Below are 14,738 nucleotides of genomic sequence, written 5' to 3' on the forward strand. Positions count from 1 at the left end.
GGGTTGGTGAAGTACGCAGTGGAGACACTGGGGGACAGCGAGGCGGGATAAAAAAACGCCCGTCTCGGCAGAGACGGGCGTCTTTATCGCGAACTGCGCGAACCGTGGCGCGATCAGCCGTCCAGCCGCTTGCCCAGTGCCGCCCGCACTTCGGCCAGCGCCTGCGGCAGCCGATGCCGCAGCTTGGTGAACAGCTCGTCATGCAGCGCCAGCTCCTGCTGCCACGCATCGCGATCGATCGAGGTCACCTGCGTGAACTGCGCCGGCGTGAAGTCCACGCCATTCCAGTTCAGGTCCTGGTAGCGCGGGGTGGTGCCGAACACGTGCTCGGCGCCCTGCCCCTTGCCTTCCACGCGGTCGATCATCCACGACAGCACACGCATGTTCTCGCCGAAGCCCGGCCACACGAAGTTGCCGTCGGCATCCTTGCGGAACCAGTTGACGCAGTAGATCTTCGGCAGCTTGGCGCCCGCGGCTTCCAGCTTCTTGCCGAGTTCGAGCCAGTGGCCGAAGTAGTCGCTCATGTTGTAGCCGCAGAACGGCAGCATGGCGAACGGGTCGCGGCGCACCACGCCCTGCTGGCCGGCGGCCGCGGCGGTGGTTTCCGAACCCATGGTGGCGGCCATGTAGACGCCTTCGGTCCAGTTGCGCGCCTCGGTCACCAGCGGCACGGTGGTCGAGCGGCGGCCGCCGAAGATGAACGCATCAATGGGTACGCCGGCCGGGTTGTCCCAGTTGTCGTCGATCGACGGGCACTGCGATGCCGGCGCGGTGAAGCGGGCGTTCGGGTGTGCAGCCTTGGCGCCGGTGGCCTTGGCGATTTCCGGGGTCCAGTCCTTGCCCTGCCAGTCGACCAGGTGCGCCGGCGCTTCCTTGGTCATGCCTTCCCACCACACGTCGCCGTCGTCGGTCAGCGCGACGTTGGTGAAGATGACGTTTTCCTTCAGCGTCGCCATCGCGTTGTAGTTGGTCTTCTCGCTGGTGCCCGGGGCCACGCCGAAGTAGCCGGCTTCCGGGTTGATCGCGTAGAGGCGGCCGTCCTGGCCCGGCTTGATCCAGGCGATGTCGTCGCCGATGGTGGTGACCTTCCAGCCCTCGAAGCCCTTGGGCGGGATCAGCATGGCGAAGTTGGTCTTGCCGCAGGCCGACGGGAACGCGGCGGCGACGTGGTATTTCTTGCCCTCGGGCGAGGTCACGCCGAGGATCAGCATGTGCTCGGCCAGCCAGCCTTCATCGCGGCCCATGGTCGATGCAATGCGCAGCGCAAAGCACTTTTTGCCCAGCAGCGCGTTGCCGCCGTAGCCGGAACCGAACGACCAGATCTCGCGCGTTTCCGGGAAATGGACGATGTACTTGGTGGGGTTGCACGGCCACGGCACGTCTTTCTCGCCTGCGGCCAGCGGCTTGCCCACGGTGTGCACGCACGGCACGAACTCGCCGTTGGTGCCCAGCACGTCGTACACCGCGCGGCCCATGCGCGTCATGATGCGCATATTGACCGCCACGTACGGCGAATCGGACAGTTCCACGCCGATATGGGCGATCGGCGAGCCCAGCGGGCCCATCGAGAACGGCACCACATACAGCGTGCGGCCGCGCATGCAGCCGTCGAACAGGCCGTTCAGCGTCTGGCGCATCTCGGCGGGTGCGGTCCAGTTGTTGGTGGGGCCGGCGTCTTCCTGCTTTTCAGAGCAGATAAAGGTGCGATCTTCCACCCGCGCCACGTCCGAGGGGTCCGACAGTGCCAGGAAGGAGTTCTTGCGCTTGGCCGGGTTCAGCCGCTTCATGGTGCCGGCGGCGACCATCTGCTCGCACAGGCGGTCGTATTCTTCCTGGGAGCCGTCGCACCAATAGATATTGTCAGGCTTGGTCAGGGCGGCGATTTCCGCGACCCAGGCCACCAGCTTGGGGTGCTTGACCCAGGCCGGCGCATTGACGGGCGCCGTACCTTGCATCGTGGGGTGGTTCATACTGCAAACTCCAGGTTCGTAAAGGGAAGGAAGGGAAGGAATCCTTGCAAAGCCTGGCCAGCGGGCAGATGGGGCCGTCACACGCCCGGAGTGATGGTCGCACTCGGATCGACACATCCCGTTACAACTCCGCGGCGGCCCCGTTTAGGCAAAAGGTCGCGGCGGTCCCTGCGGCTGCGCTACAGTTGCGCTTCGCGCGCGCAGGGGTGGCTGCGCGGGCTGGCCGGACTTTGTCCGGGTGCGATCGCGTGGCGGGAGCAAGGCTCGACCGACAATCCGCAGCGGCACCGGAACGGGCAAGGATACCACTGGCGCACCCCCCTGTTTTTTGCTATGCAACAATCGCCGCCACCGGCCGGCGCGGGTTTTCGATATTTCTCAACAATACAGTTGGCCGGCGCGCTGCTCGGTGGCCGCGCGCACCAACCGGCACAAGACCGTTACATAACCAGAGTTGCCGATGAAGATTGCCGTACTCGACGATTACCAGGATGCCGTGCGCAAGCTGCCTTGCTTCAGCCTGCTGGAGGGGCATGACGTCAAGGTGTTCAACAACACCGTCAAGGGCGTGGGCCAGCTGGCCGCACGCCTGTCAGACGTCGAAGCCGTGGTTCTGATCCGCGAACGCACCCGCATCACCCGGCAACTGCTGGAAAAACTGCCCAAACTCAAGCTGATCAGCCAGACCGGCAAGGTCGGCGCCGGCCCCGGCAGCCATATCGACCTGGATGCCGCCACCGACCGTGGTGTGGCGGTGCTCGAGGGCGTGGGTTCGCCCGTGGCACCGGCGGAACTGACCTGGGCGCTGATCATGGCGGCGCAGCGGCGCATTCCCCAATACGTCGCCAGCCTGAAGCATGGCGCCTGGCAGCAATCGGGGCTGAAATCGACGACGATGCCGCCCAATTTCGGCCTGGGCCAGGTGCTGCGCGGCCAGACCCTTGGGATCTGGGGCTATGGCAAGATCGGCCGGCTGCTGGCTGGCTACGGCCGCGCCTTTGGCATGAAGGTGCTGGTGTGGGGCCGCGAGGCGTCGCTGGAAGGCGCCCTTGCCGACGGGCTGGGCGTGGCCGAATCGAAGGAGCAGTTGTTTGCCGACAGCGATGTGCTGTCGATGCACCTGCGCCTCAATGACGACACCCGCGGCATCGTCAAGATGACCGACCTGACCCGGATGAAGCCCACGGCGCTGTTCGTCAACACTAGCCGTGCCGAACTGCTGGAAGAGAACGCGCTGGTCACCGCGCTGAACCGGGGCCGTCCGGGCATGGCGGCGATCGACGTGTTCGAATCCGAGCCGATCCTGCAGGGCCACGCGCTGCTGCGCATGGAAAACTGCATCTGCACGCCGCACCTGGGCTATGTTGAGCGCGACAGCTACGAGCTGTACTTCCGCACCGCGTTCCAGAACATCCTGGACGTGCTGGCCGGCAACCATGACTGCATCGTCAACCCGAAGGCGCTGGCGCCGGTGCTGACGCGCTGAGGGTTTTCTCCGGCCGCCCGGTATTCCCCCTCTCACGCAGGCGGGCGAGGGGAGCCTCGTTCGCACGGTGTTGGCTGCAGCGGGCATCAATCCCCCGCGAACGCGAATTCCACGAAACCGCTACACTCGGGACTTCCCTTACCGCCCGGCCTGCCACGGCCCGCGGCAGCCCAGACAACAACAAGGCGCCCTCCTGCGCCAATCCCTATTCCCAAGGCCGGCATGGACCCCAGGCTAGTGACGCTCTGCGTCGGCAACTTCGTCATTGGCACCGGTGCGATGATCGTTACCGGCATGTTGAACGACATTGCCGGCGATTTCGGGCTGGGCGCGGCCAGTGCCGGGCAGCTGATCTCGGTGTTTGCGCTGGCCACCTGCATCGGCGCCCCGCTGTTTGCCACGCTGGGCTCGCGCATCGACCGCCGGCTGCTGCTGGCCGGGTCGCTGCTGGTCTATGGCGTGATGCACCTGGCCGCCGCGTTTGCGCCCAGCTTTGCGGCGCTGATGGCGATCCGCTTCCTGACCGCGATCGGCGCGGCCATCTATACGCCCCAGACCGCCGCCACATTGCCGCTGCTGGTCAACGCGCAGACGCGCGGGCGTGCCATCAGCTTTGTGTTTCTTGGCTGGAGCATTGCCAGCGTGGTGGGCGTGCCGCTGGGTACGTGGATTTCCAGCACGCTGGGCTGGCGCGTCAGCATGGCGCTGGTCGGGGCCCTGGCGCTGCTGGTGTCGGCGGCGGTCTGGCGCGCGCTGCCGCGCGGGCTGACCGTGCCGCCGGCCGGGCGCGAGGCCTGGGGCGCGGTGCTGCGCCACAAGCCGATCATGCTGGTGGTGCTGACCACCATGATCTCGTCGGCGGGCATGTTCACCGTGTTCACCTATATCGCCCCGCTGATGCGCGACGTATACGGCATCAGCGGTGGCGCGCTCAGCCTGATGTTCCTGGCCTACGGCGCCTGCGGCGTGTTCGGCAATGCCATGGCGGCGTCGCGCATGGACCGGGTCACGCCCAGCCGGATCGTGCAGGTCACGCTGCTGACCTCGATCACGGCCATGGTGCTGTGGCCGCTGGCCGGGTTGGGCAGCGTGGCGCTGGTGTTGCTGTTCATGCTGTGGGGCGTGGGCGGGTTTGCCACCAACAGCGCGCAGCAGGCGCGGCTGGTGCTGCTGGCCCCGGAGCGGGCATCGGTGTCGATCTCGCTCAATTCCTCGTCGATCTACCTGGGCCAGGCCGCCGGCGCCATGGCCGGGGCTGCCATCTATACGCTGGCCGGCGCCGATACGCTGCACTGGGGCGCGGCGGCGCTGATGCTGGTGGCGCTGGCGGTATCGCAACGCGCCCGGGCGCTAGGCTGCCAGTGGCAGCGGCCGCAGGCGGCGCAGCAGGTGTGATGCAAGGCTGAAACCCGAGGCGGTTCCCCGCCGCCAGGTTCCTTGTGAGGGACCGCACCAAGCACTTGTCCACAGTGTTATCCGCCCCGTTATCCTCAGGCATATCCGCAGCTTATCCACAACCCTTTCCACAGCCGGAAGGGCAACCACGAAGCGGGGGCGCACGTGAGCGAATCCAGACCTCGGCCGGGCCTTGCGCGCGTGCTGGCGGTAAGCCTGGGCAAGGCCATCCCGCTGGTGGTCGCGGGGGCTGGCACCGAGGCGGTGGTGCTGTCGGGCATTCGCAAGCACCCTGTCAGCACCCTGCTGCACCCGTTGCGGGTACAGGTGCAGCCGCTGGGCCTGGCCGGCGACGAACAGGGCGACCTGACCGTGCACGGCGGCCTGGACAAGGCGGTCTACGCCTATCCCTTCGAGCACTACCCGTGGTGGAACGCGCGCCGCCGCGCGTGCGGGCAGCCTGAGTCAGGCCCGCCGTTGCCGTTTGGCGCCATCGGCGAGAACCTGACCCTGGAGGGGCTGCTTGAATCGCAACTCTGGATCGGCGACCTCGTGCGCGTGGGCACGGCCCTGCTGCGGGTGGAGTCGCCGCGCAAGCCCTGCTACAAGTTCAATGCCGCGCTGGGCTACCGCCACGCGGTGCGCGACATGATCCAGAGCGGCTACTCCGGGGTCTACCTCAGCGTGGTGCTGAAGGGAGAAGTGCGCGCCGGCGATGTCGTGGTTGTGCAGGCCGGGCCACGCGAACTGTCGGTCGACAGCGTCAATCAGTGGCGCCGCGATGGCCGGCGGCAGCTTTTCTGATAATGTTTGTCTAACCATACAAGCGCCCCGCCACACACATCTCCGGCATCCCCTGTGGCCCGGACGGCGTTTGCCGGTGCCGGGCATTACCAGACCCTTGCAACCCTGTAACGGACTGTAATACGCGGCGCTGGCTCCGGCGGGCGAAGCGCGGTACTAGTAGAGTCTTTGCGCGACGCGCACCGGCAACATCTGGGCACAACCAGCCGGGCGATTACGGGGAGTGGCGCGAAGACGCGGTGCAGAGGGTCCACACAAATATGAAATCTGACAGGATCGACCAGCCCAAGGGCTTCGTCGACAGCAACTGGAGGGCGGCCGCCGGAACCGGGCGCGGCCGCGTGTCGCCGTGGGCGGTGGTGGCCGTGGTGCTGGTGATTGCCGGCCTGGGCTGGTTTGCCTGGCGTACCTGGCTTGCGCCCAAGCCGGCGCCCAAGGCGCCGGCAGCCGTGGTGGTGTCCACCGCGCGCGTGCAGCAGGGCGACGTGCCGCTGCAGGTCACGGCCAATGGCAATGTCACCGCGCTGTCCACCGTCGAGGTGCGCCCGCAGGTGTCCAGCACCGTGCGCACGGTCCATATCAAGGAAGGCCAGACCGTCAAGCCGGGCGACCTGCTGTTCTCGCTCGATACCCGCATGGACGAGGCCAACCTGGCCAAGGCGCAGGCCCAGTTGCTGCGCGACCAGGCCGACCTGGCCGATGCCCGGCGCACGCTCGCGCGCAGCCAGGAGCTGCTGCAGCGCAACTTCATCTCCAAGAGCGCGGTCGACACCGCCCAGGCCAAGGTGGATGGCTTTGCCGCCACCGTGCGCGCCGACCAGGCCGCGATCGAAGCCAGCCGCGTGGCAGTCAGCTACGGCGCCATCCGCGCCACCATCAGCGGCCGCACCGGCGTGATCAATGCCTTCCCGGGTTCGCTGGTGCTGCCCAACAGCACCCAGCCGATGGTCATCATCGCCCAGGTGCAGCCGATTGCCGTCACCTTCAGCCTGCCCGAGCGGCAGCTGGGCGCGCTGCGCGAGGCGCTGCACGCCGGCCCGGTGCAGGTCACCGCGCTGCCCAACGACGGCAGCAAGACCCCGGTGACTGGCAGGATCACCTTTGTGGATAACACCGTCGATCCGCAGTACGGCACCATCCGCGTCAAGGCGCAGTTCGACAATGAGGAGCAGCGGCTGTGGCCGGGCACCTATGCCAACGTCAACGCCGTGGTGCAGACCCTGAAGGGCGCGCTGTCGGTGCCGCCGCAGGCGGTGGTGACGGGCCCTGAAGGCCGCTTTGTCTATGTGGTACAGCCCGACAGCAAGGTGGCGCGCGTGCCGGTGCAGGTGGTGACCACCACTGCCGCCGCCGCCGTGGTCGAGGGGGTGCAGCCCGGCGCCCGCGTAGTCGTGGAAGGCATGCAGAACCTGCGCCCCGGCGCGCTGGTGCGCGAGGCCCCGGCCGCCGGCGCCTCGGCCGCCGCCGCCCGCCCGGCCACCGCCACTGCGGGGCACTGAATCATGACGCTGTCTGAACTCTGCATCCGCCGCCCGGTGATGACAGTGCTGCTGTGCCTGGCGGTGGTGGTCGCCGGCATCGTGCTGTACCCGACCATCCCGATCGCGGCGCTGCCCAGCTTCAACTCGCCGGTGATCCAGGTCACCGCCACGCTGCCCGGCGCCAGCCCGGAGACGATGGCGGCGTCGGTGGCCACGCAACTGGAGAAGCAGTTCGCGACCATCCCCGGCGTGACGGTGATCAGCTCGCAGAACACGCTCGGCAACTCCAGCATCACCATCGAATTCAACAACGACCGCGATATCGACGATGCGGCCGTCGACGTGCAGGCGGCGCTGTTCCGCGCCCAGCGCTCGCTGCCGATCGAGATGACGGTGCCGCCGTCGTACCGCAAGGTCAACCCGGCCGATGCGCCGGTGCTGCTGCTGGCGATCAACTCGCCGGCGATGAGCCTGGCTGACCTGAACGCCTTTGGCGACAACCTGATCTCGCCTACGCTGGCCACGCTGCCGGGGGTGGCGCAGGTGCAGATCTTCGGGCAGAAGCGCTTTGCCGTGCGTGTGCGCGCCCACCCCGATGCGCTCGCCGCGCGCGGGCTGACGCTGGACGAGCTGGCCACGGCGCTCAATCGCGCCAACGCCAACACGCCGGTGGGCACGCTCGACAGCGCGCGCCAGACCCTGACCATCCAGGCCAACCGGCAGCTGACCAGTGCCGACGCCTTCCGCAACATCATCGTGGCCAGCCAGCCCAGCGGCGCGCTGGTGCGGCTCTCCGACGTGGCCGAGGTCGAGGATAGCGTCGAGACCATCAAGACCGGCAGCTGGCTCAACAACGAGCGCTCGATCGTGCTGGCGGTGCTGCGCCAGCCCGACGCCAACACCGTGGCGGTGGTCGATGCGATCAACGCCGCCCTGCCCCGCCTGATCCAGCAGATGCCGGGCTCGGTCAATGTGTCGGTGGTCAACGACCGCTCGCGCTCGATCCGCGAATCGATCCACGACGTGCAGTTCACGCTGGCGCTGACCGTTGCGCTGGTGGTGATGGTGATCTTCCTGTTCCTGCGCCGCGCCGCCGCCACGCTGATCCCCACGGTGTCGCTGCCGATCTCGCTGATCGGCACGGTAGCGCTGATGAAGGCGTTCGGCTACAGCCTGGACAACGTCTCGCTGCTGGCGATCACGCTCGCCGTGGGCCTGGTGGTGGACGATGCCATCGTCATGCTCGAGAACATCGTGCGCCATATCGAGGAAGGCGTGGCGCCGCTCAAGGCCGCGCTGGTGGGTTCGCGCGAGATGGGCTTCACCATCCTGTCGATCTCGATCTCGCTGGTGGCGGTGTTTATCCCGATCTTCTTCATGCCCGGCGTGATCGGGCTGTTGTTCCATGAATTCGCGGCGGTGGTGTCGCTGGCGATCCTGGTCTCGGCGCTGGTCTCGCTGACGCTGATCCCGATGTTGTGCGCGCGCTTTTTGTCGGCCGAGAACGTGCCGGTGGATGAGTCGCACCACGCCTATGGCGACCATGCGCCGGGCCATGTGGCGCCGCCCGCCGTGGCGCAGAAGCAGACCCTGGGCATGCGCTCGACGCAGTGGTTCGAGAACCTGTTCGAGTTCACGCTGCACCGCTATGCGCGCGGGCTGGACTGGTGCCTGGCGCACCGCCGCTCGGTGCTTGCGGTCGCGGGCCTGACCTTCGTGCTGACCGCGGTGCTGTTCGTCACCATTCCCAAGGGCTTCTTCCCCGAAGAGGACATCGGCCAGATCCGCGTCAACGCCGAAGGCCCGCAGGACATCTCCTTCGACGCCATGGCGGAACGCCTGCGCGACGCCGCCGAGCGCATGCGCGCCAACCCCGCGGTCAAGAGCATCGTGGTCGCCATCGGCGGCGGCCCGTCGCCGGCCATCAACACCGGGCGCATGTTTGTCGAACTGAAGCCGCGCGGCGAACGCGAGGCCATGCCCAGGGTGATCGAGTCGCTGCGGCGCGATGTTGCCGGAGTGCCGGGCCTGGCGGTGTACTTTGCGCCGGTGCAGAACCTGCAGCTGGGCGGGCGCCAGAGCAAGAGCCGCTACCAGTACACATTGCAGAGCGTGAAGGCCGGCCAGCTGCAGGACTCGTCCGACAAGCTGATGGCGAAGATGCGCGCCGATCCGATCTTCCGCGACGTCACCAGCGATTCGCAGCAGTCCGGGCTGGAGGCGCACCTGTCGATCGACCGCGACAAGGCCAATGCGCTGGGCGTGCAGATGCAGGACGTGCGCACCGCGCTGTACTCGGCCTTCGGCGAGCGGCAGGTGTCGACCATCTATACGCCGATCGACAACTACTACGTGATCCTGCAGGCGGCCGATGTCGACCGCACCGACGAGAGCGCGTTCTCCAAGCTCTATGTGCGCAGCAAGACCGGCCAGATGGTGCCGGTCTCAGCCTTCGCCACCACCGAGCGCCGGGTCGGGCCGATCTCCGTCAACCACCAGGGGCAGCTGCCTTCGGTGACGGTGTCGTTCAACCTGGCGCCGGGCGCGGCGCTGGGCGATGCTTCGGCACGCATCGACCGCTACCGGCAGGAGATCGCCATGCCCAGCTCGATCTTCACCAGCTGGGGCGGCGACGCGGCGGTGTTCCAGTCGTCGCAGGCGACGCAGATCGTGCTGCTGGTGGCAGCCATCGCGGTGATCTACACGCTGCTGGGCGTGCTGTATGAAAGTTATATCCATCCGCTGACGATCCTGGCGGGGTTGCCTTCAGCGGCGGTTGGCGCGTTGCTGACGCTGTTCATCTTCAATGTCGAGCTGTCGCTGATCGCCGTGATCGGCGTGCTGATGCTGATCGGCATCGTCAAGAAGAACGCGATCATGATGATCGACTTCGCGCTGGCGGCGCAGCGCGAACAAGGGATGACACCGGCGAAGGCGATCCGGCAGGCGTGCCTGCTGCGCTTCCGGCCGATCATGATGACGACCTTTGCTGCCGTGATGGGGGCGTTGCCGCTCGCGCTCGGCTTGGGCGCCGGTGCCGAGTTGCGCCAGCCGCTGGGGCTGGCGGTGGTTGGCGGCCTGCTGTTCTCGCAGGTGATCACGCTGTTTATCACGCCGGTGATCTACCTCGCGCTGGACCGGTTCTCGGGGACGGGGCCGTTGCAGATCGATTCGGAGGGGAACAAGCTGCCGGAGAAGGCGCCTGGGGAAGCGGTGAAGCAGCACTGAGGCTTTCTTGCTCCCCGTAACCTCGTCTCAGCCTTCTCCCTGGTCTGCCAGCATCTCCCAGGGTACGTCCAGCGCCTTCGCCAGCTTCCGCAGCGCGTCGTGGCTGCCGGGTCGGGAGCGGTTCTCGATCTGGCTGAGATAGGGCTTGCTCAGGCCGCAGGCCCGGGCAAGCGCGTCCTGTGTCATCCGGCGGTAATTGCGCCAGGCCTTCACTGGGTGATCTCCCGCCAGCTCGGCGTCCAGCACCGCGGCAGGCACCCGGAAGCCATCGTCCTCGGCCTTGGCAGCATCGAACAAGGCGACGTCGTCGGCAGCTTCGATGAGATGCTTCACGCGTTCCCAGACCTCGATTGGCACCACCGCAAACTCGCGACGGCCATCCCGCTCGATGAATTGGATTTCGGTCATTGGTAGGCGCCTCCACGGGAACTGACCGCCAGCACCAGGATTACTAGCCGGCCGTCTTCAATCTGGTACAGCACGCGCCAGTCACCCACCCGCAGCCGGTAGCCATCGCGGCCGGCGAGCTTGGTGGCGTTCGGGTTCGGAGCATAGGGATACACGGCAAGGGCATCGATCTTTGCGCGGATCCTTGCCGCTACGTTCCTGGGCATTGCCTTCAAGGCCTGCGCGGCTTGCTTGGTGAACTCGATGGCGTACATGGGTATGTTAGCGAGGCGCTAACACCGTCGCAAATAAAGTTTGCAACGGGTTGCTGGGCCGGTCTCCAACATTGCACACATGTGGTACTGCCGCCACATCCTTTGATCTAAGGGATCCCTCCGACCTGATGCACGGTCGCAAGGCCGGCGGCGAGCTGGGCCTGAACTGGAACGGCATCGACAGCGGCTTCGGCCAGACCGCCGGCCCGTCCGACCCGGCCTGCCTGCCCGGCCTGCGCGCGACCTACCAGTACCGCAACCAGACCAGCGTGCGCATCTACGGCGCCGAATGGCGCGGCACGTGGCGCTTCCTGCCGCAATGGCGCGTCGACGGCGCGGTGGCCTATGCGCACGGCAACAACGAGCAGACCGGCCAGCCGCTGAACAGCGTGTCGCCGCTGCGCGCGAGCGCGGGCCTGAGCTGGGAGCGCACGCCGGGCCGGGGCGCGGGCATTCGCTGGCGCGGCGCGCGTCCGGTCACGCGCACCGACGATACCTCGTTCACCTACTTCAAGCCGTCGGGCTACGGCGTGGTCGACCTGCAGGCGTGGTGGCGCTTCAACCGCTACGTCAGCGTGGCGCTGTCGGTGAACAACCTGTTCGACAAGAAGTACTGGCTGTGGGGCGATGTGCGCCAGACCGGCGTCGCGGCCACCGAGCCCGGCGTGGACTTCTACACCCAGCCGGGCCGCACCTTTGCCGCCAGCCTGAAGCTGTCGTTCTGAGCCCGCAGGAGCTCTGCCATGTCCCCACAAAACACAATGAGAAGCCGCTTCGTGTGGGCGCTGCTATGGCTGCTGATGCTGGCCGGCGCCGCGCATGCCGCCGCGCTGCCGCGCATCGCCATCCTGACCAGCTCGCCGGTGCCCGCCGGCAAGTTCGCGCCGCTGCGCGAGATGGCGCTGGCGCAAGGCATGGCGCTGGAGGCGCGCTATCTCGAACGCATGCCGGCGCAGGAGATCGCGCCCTATATCAACGACGCCGACCTGCTGATCGTCGATGCGCCGCGCGACCATATCGTCACCGCGATGCTGCAAAAGCTGGGCCCGCTGTGGACGCAGGCACGCGTGCCGCGCGTGCTGGTGGCGACCGACCGCTACGAGGCCCACGGCGTTGACGACAAGCTTGCCGCACAGCTGCATGCGTACTACGTCAACGGCGGCCGTGCCAACTTCAGCGCGATGATGCGCACGCTGGCCGCGCAGCAGTTCCGCCTGCGCGCCGACGGCGATATCCCGGCACCGGTCGCCTTCCCCAAGGCGGCCTACTACCATCCTAAGCTGGCCAACGTCATCACCACCTCGCCGGAAGAAGCGCTGGCCGCGACCGGCAGCAGCGGCCCGGTGATCTGCATCGCCATCCACCAGGCCTATGTCTCGGGGCTGGACAGCGCCTTTATCGACGACCTGATCCGCCGCCTGGAAGCCCGCCATGCGCGCGTGCTCACCTTCTACGGCCCGGTGATGGATGCCGACGGCATCCTGCGCATGGCCATGCCCGAAGGCAGGCGCCTGGTCGACGTGCTCATCAACGGCCAGATCATGCTGAACCCGCAGGGGCGCAAGGCCGAGTTCGAAAAGCTCGACGTGCCCGTGATGCAGGTGATGCCCTACCGCAAGGGCGATGCGCAGGCGTGGCAGGACGGCTTCGGCATGCAGGCGCCGGCGGCGCCCCGCGCTGCCAAACCTGCCGCGCCGGCAAGGCCCGCTGCGGCCGAACCCGCACCGGTGCCGCCGCCAGCGCCGAACCAGTCCCAACCCCAGCCCGTGCAGGGCATGCAGCTGGTCGAGCGCCAGCCGCCCGCGGCCGCCATCGTGCCGGTGCTGTCGTGGCTGGCCGGCGCCGTCGCGCTGGCCGCGGCCATCGCCGGCGGCGCCATCAGCGCGCGGCGCCGCCAGGCGGCTGCCGGCGGCAGCTGGATACCGGGACCGCGTTGAACGGTTGGCCAAAGCATCCATTGAATACTTGAAAACGACCCATCATGACCCCTACCCTGCTTGAAACCCTGATGTACGACGTCGGCCAGCTGTTCCTGATCCCGACGCTGGCGCTGATCGCGCTGCTGTTCCTGTATGCCTTCTGGGCGCTGGGCGAGTTCGCCATGCAGGCCTGGCTGCGCGCGCGCCATCCGATTGAAAGCGGGCGCGGCTACGTGCTGGTGACGTGGGCGCGCCGGCACAAGGTGGCCAATGCCGATGCGCTCGACGTTGCCGCGCACCGCCTGCTGGAACGCCCGCGCATCGCCACGCGCGTGGCGCCGATGCTGGGGCTGGTGGCCACCATGATCCCGATGGGTCCGGCGCTCAAGGGCCTGTCCGGCGGCAACCTGGCCAATGTGGGCGAGAATCTCACCATTGCCTTCTCCACGGTGATCCTGGCACTGATCGCGGCCAGCATCACCTTCTGGGTGGTCAATGTGCGCCGCCGCTGGCTGGCCGAGGAGCTGGTGTGGCTGGGCCAGTCGCGGCCGCAATGGGAGCCCGCGGAATGAAGTTCCTGGAAGAGAGGGAAGCCGACGACCCGATCCTGTCGGTGGTCAACCTGATCGACGTGTTCCTGGTGGTGATCGCCGCCCAGCTGGTGGCGATCGCGCAGAATCCGGCCAACCCGTTCACGCATGACGACGTGACCATCATCACCAACCCGGGCAAGCCCAATATGGAGATCGTGTCGCGCCAGGGCGAGAAGGTGGTGCGCTACCAGGCCAGCGGGCAGGTGGGTTCGGGCGACGGCATCAAGGCTGGCGTAGCCTATCGGATGAAGGATGGGTCAATGGTGTATGTGCCGGAGCAGGCGGGGCAGCAGGCCGCCGGCCCCACCACCACAACGAGATGAGGAAAGGATCTTGGTGATGTCATTGCGTTTGCCTGTCGCCAGCATGCTGGCCGCCGCTGTTGCTGTGCTCGCTACCGGCTGTGCGGCCACGCGCCCCGCTCCCGAGGCGGTCAGCGCCGCCTTCGCCGGCAAGTCCTACGTGCTGCTGGGCGAGGTCCACGACAACGCCGCCGCGCAGCAGCAGCGCCTGGCCGCGCTGACGCGCGCCATCGAGCAAGGCTGGCGCCCGGCCATCGCCATGGAGCAGTTCGACCGCGAGCGCCAGCCCGATATCGAGCGCGCCCGCCGCGAGCGCCCGCGCGATGCCGACTACCTGATCGCCCAGGCCGGGGGCGGTGCCTGGCAATGGCCGCTGTACCGGCCGGTGGTGGCGCTGGCGCTGCAGTACGACCTGCCGCTGGTGGCGGCCAACCTGTCGCGCGCCGACGCCGGCAAGATCGTGCGCGGCGGACTGGACAGCCTGTTCCCGGCCGGCGAGCGCCAGCAGCTGGGCCTGTCCGGTGCGCTGCCCGACGACCTCGTGGCCGCGCAGACGGCGGTGCTGGACCTGGGCCACTGCGGCAATTTCCCCAAGGCCATGCTGCCCGGGATGCTGGCGGCGCAGGCCGCGCGCGATGCGGTGATGGCGCAGACGCTGCGCCCCTACGCGCAGCGCGGCGCGGTGCTGATCGCCGGCAACGGCCACGTGCGGCGCGACATCGGCGTGCCGCGCTGGCTGGGGGCGGGCGTGGGGCAGGTGGTCAGCGTGGGGTATGTGGAAAACCCGCCGGCCGACGGCGAGTTCGACATGGCCGTGGTGGTGCCGGCGGTGGCGCGCAAGGACCCGTGCCTGCAGGCGAAGCCGGCGGCGTGAGGCCGAATGCTCCCAAGCGGCTCG

Annotated in this window: 13 protein-coding genes; 10 read left to right on the forward strand and 3 right to left on the reverse strand. The window is 67.7% G+C overall.

The window, feature by feature from the left end:
• Positions 1-113 precede the first annotated feature (113 nt).
• Entirely contained in the window at positions 114-1,970 is a 1,857-nt protein-coding gene (locus AC3WON_RS16785) for a phosphoenolpyruvate carboxykinase (GTP) (protein WP_492321347.1), read from the reverse strand.
• Between the two features lie 460 nt (positions 1,971-2,430).
• Between AC3WON_RS16785 and AC3WON_RS16790 the strand changes: the two genes are divergently transcribed.
• The 5 genes from AC3WON_RS16790 (at position 2,431) to AC3WON_RS16810 (ending at position 10,364) form a co-directional block, all read left to right on the forward strand.
• Positions 2,431-3,456: a D-2-hydroxyacid dehydrogenase family protein gene (locus tag AC3WON_RS16790; RefSeq protein ID WP_492321346.1), complete on the forward strand. Its 1,026-nt coding sequence runs from the start codon at positions 2,431-2,433 to the stop codon at positions 3,454-3,456.
• Between the two features lie 222 nt (positions 3,457-3,678).
• A complete protein-coding gene (locus tag AC3WON_RS16795; protein WP_492321345.1) occupies positions 3,679-4,851 on the forward strand; it encodes an MFS transporter in 1,173 nt (390 codons plus the stop codon).
• 165 nt (positions 4,852-5,016) lie between these two features.
• Positions 5,017-5,655: an MOSC domain-containing protein gene (locus AC3WON_RS16800; RefSeq protein ID WP_011616272.1), complete on the forward strand. Its 639-nt coding sequence runs from the start codon at positions 5,017-5,019 to the stop codon at positions 5,653-5,655.
• Between the two features lie 260 nt (positions 5,656-5,915).
• Positions 5,916-7,154: an efflux RND transporter periplasmic adaptor subunit gene (locus AC3WON_RS16805; RefSeq protein WP_492321344.1), complete on the forward strand. Its 1,239-nt coding sequence runs from the start codon at positions 5,916-5,918 to the stop codon at positions 7,152-7,154.
• 3 nt (positions 7,155-7,157) lie between these two features.
• Positions 7,158-10,364, forward strand: coding sequence for an efflux RND transporter permease subunit (locus AC3WON_RS16810; protein ID WP_492352291.1), 3,207 nt, complete (start codon positions 7,158-7,160; stop codon positions 10,362-10,364).
• Positions 10,365-10,391: 27 nt separating this feature from the next.
• On the opposite strand, the gene AC3WON_RS16815 is transcribed toward AC3WON_RS16810, so the two are convergent.
• Entirely contained in the window at positions 10,392-10,772 is a 381-nt protein-coding gene (locus tag AC3WON_RS16815; RefSeq protein WP_492321342.1) for a helix-turn-helix domain-containing protein, read from the reverse strand.
• Complete coding sequence (locus tag AC3WON_RS16820) at positions 10,769-11,026, reverse strand: type II toxin-antitoxin system RelE family toxin (protein ID WP_492352292.1); 258 nt, start codon at positions 11,024-11,026, stop codon at positions 10,769-10,771. The genes AC3WON_RS16815 and AC3WON_RS16820 overlap by 4 nt, the downstream gene beginning before the upstream one ends.
• A gap of 128 nt (positions 11,027-11,154) precedes the next feature.
• On the opposite strand from AC3WON_RS16820, the gene AC3WON_RS16825 reads away from it, so the two are divergent.
• The 5 genes from AC3WON_RS16825 to AC3WON_RS16845 are packed head-to-tail and all read left to right on the forward strand — an operon-like array spanning position 11,155 to position 14,714.
• Positions 11,155-11,751 (forward strand): TonB-dependent receptor domain-containing protein, encoded by a 597-nt coding sequence (locus tag AC3WON_RS16825; protein ID WP_492352293.1) that lies wholly within the window; start codon positions 11,155-11,157, stop codon positions 11,749-11,751.
• Positions 11,752-11,769: 18 nt separating this feature from the next.
• Entirely contained in the window at positions 11,770-12,963 is a 1,194-nt protein-coding gene (locus AC3WON_RS16830) for a cobaltochelatase subunit CobN (protein WP_492352294.1), read from the forward strand.
• A 44-nt stretch (positions 12,964-13,007) separates the two neighbouring features.
• Positions 13,008-13,517 (forward strand): MotA/TolQ/ExbB proton channel family protein, encoded by a 510-nt coding sequence (locus AC3WON_RS16835; RefSeq protein WP_492352295.1) that lies wholly within the window; start codon positions 13,008-13,010, stop codon positions 13,515-13,517.
• Positions 13,514-13,861, forward strand: coding sequence for a DUF2149 domain-containing protein (locus AC3WON_RS16840; RefSeq protein WP_492352296.1), 348 nt, complete (start codon positions 13,514-13,516; stop codon positions 13,859-13,861). Before AC3WON_RS16835 ends, AC3WON_RS16840 begins: the two co-directional genes overlap by 4 nt.
• 16 nt (positions 13,862-13,877) lie before the next feature.
• Complete coding sequence (locus AC3WON_RS16845) at positions 13,878-14,714, forward strand: ChaN family lipoprotein (protein WP_492321336.1); 837 nt, start codon at positions 13,878-13,880, stop codon at positions 14,712-14,714.
• The last annotated feature ends 24 nt before the right edge of the window (positions 14,715-14,738 follow it).

The organism is Cupriavidus sp. FW305-46, assembly GCF_058787075.1.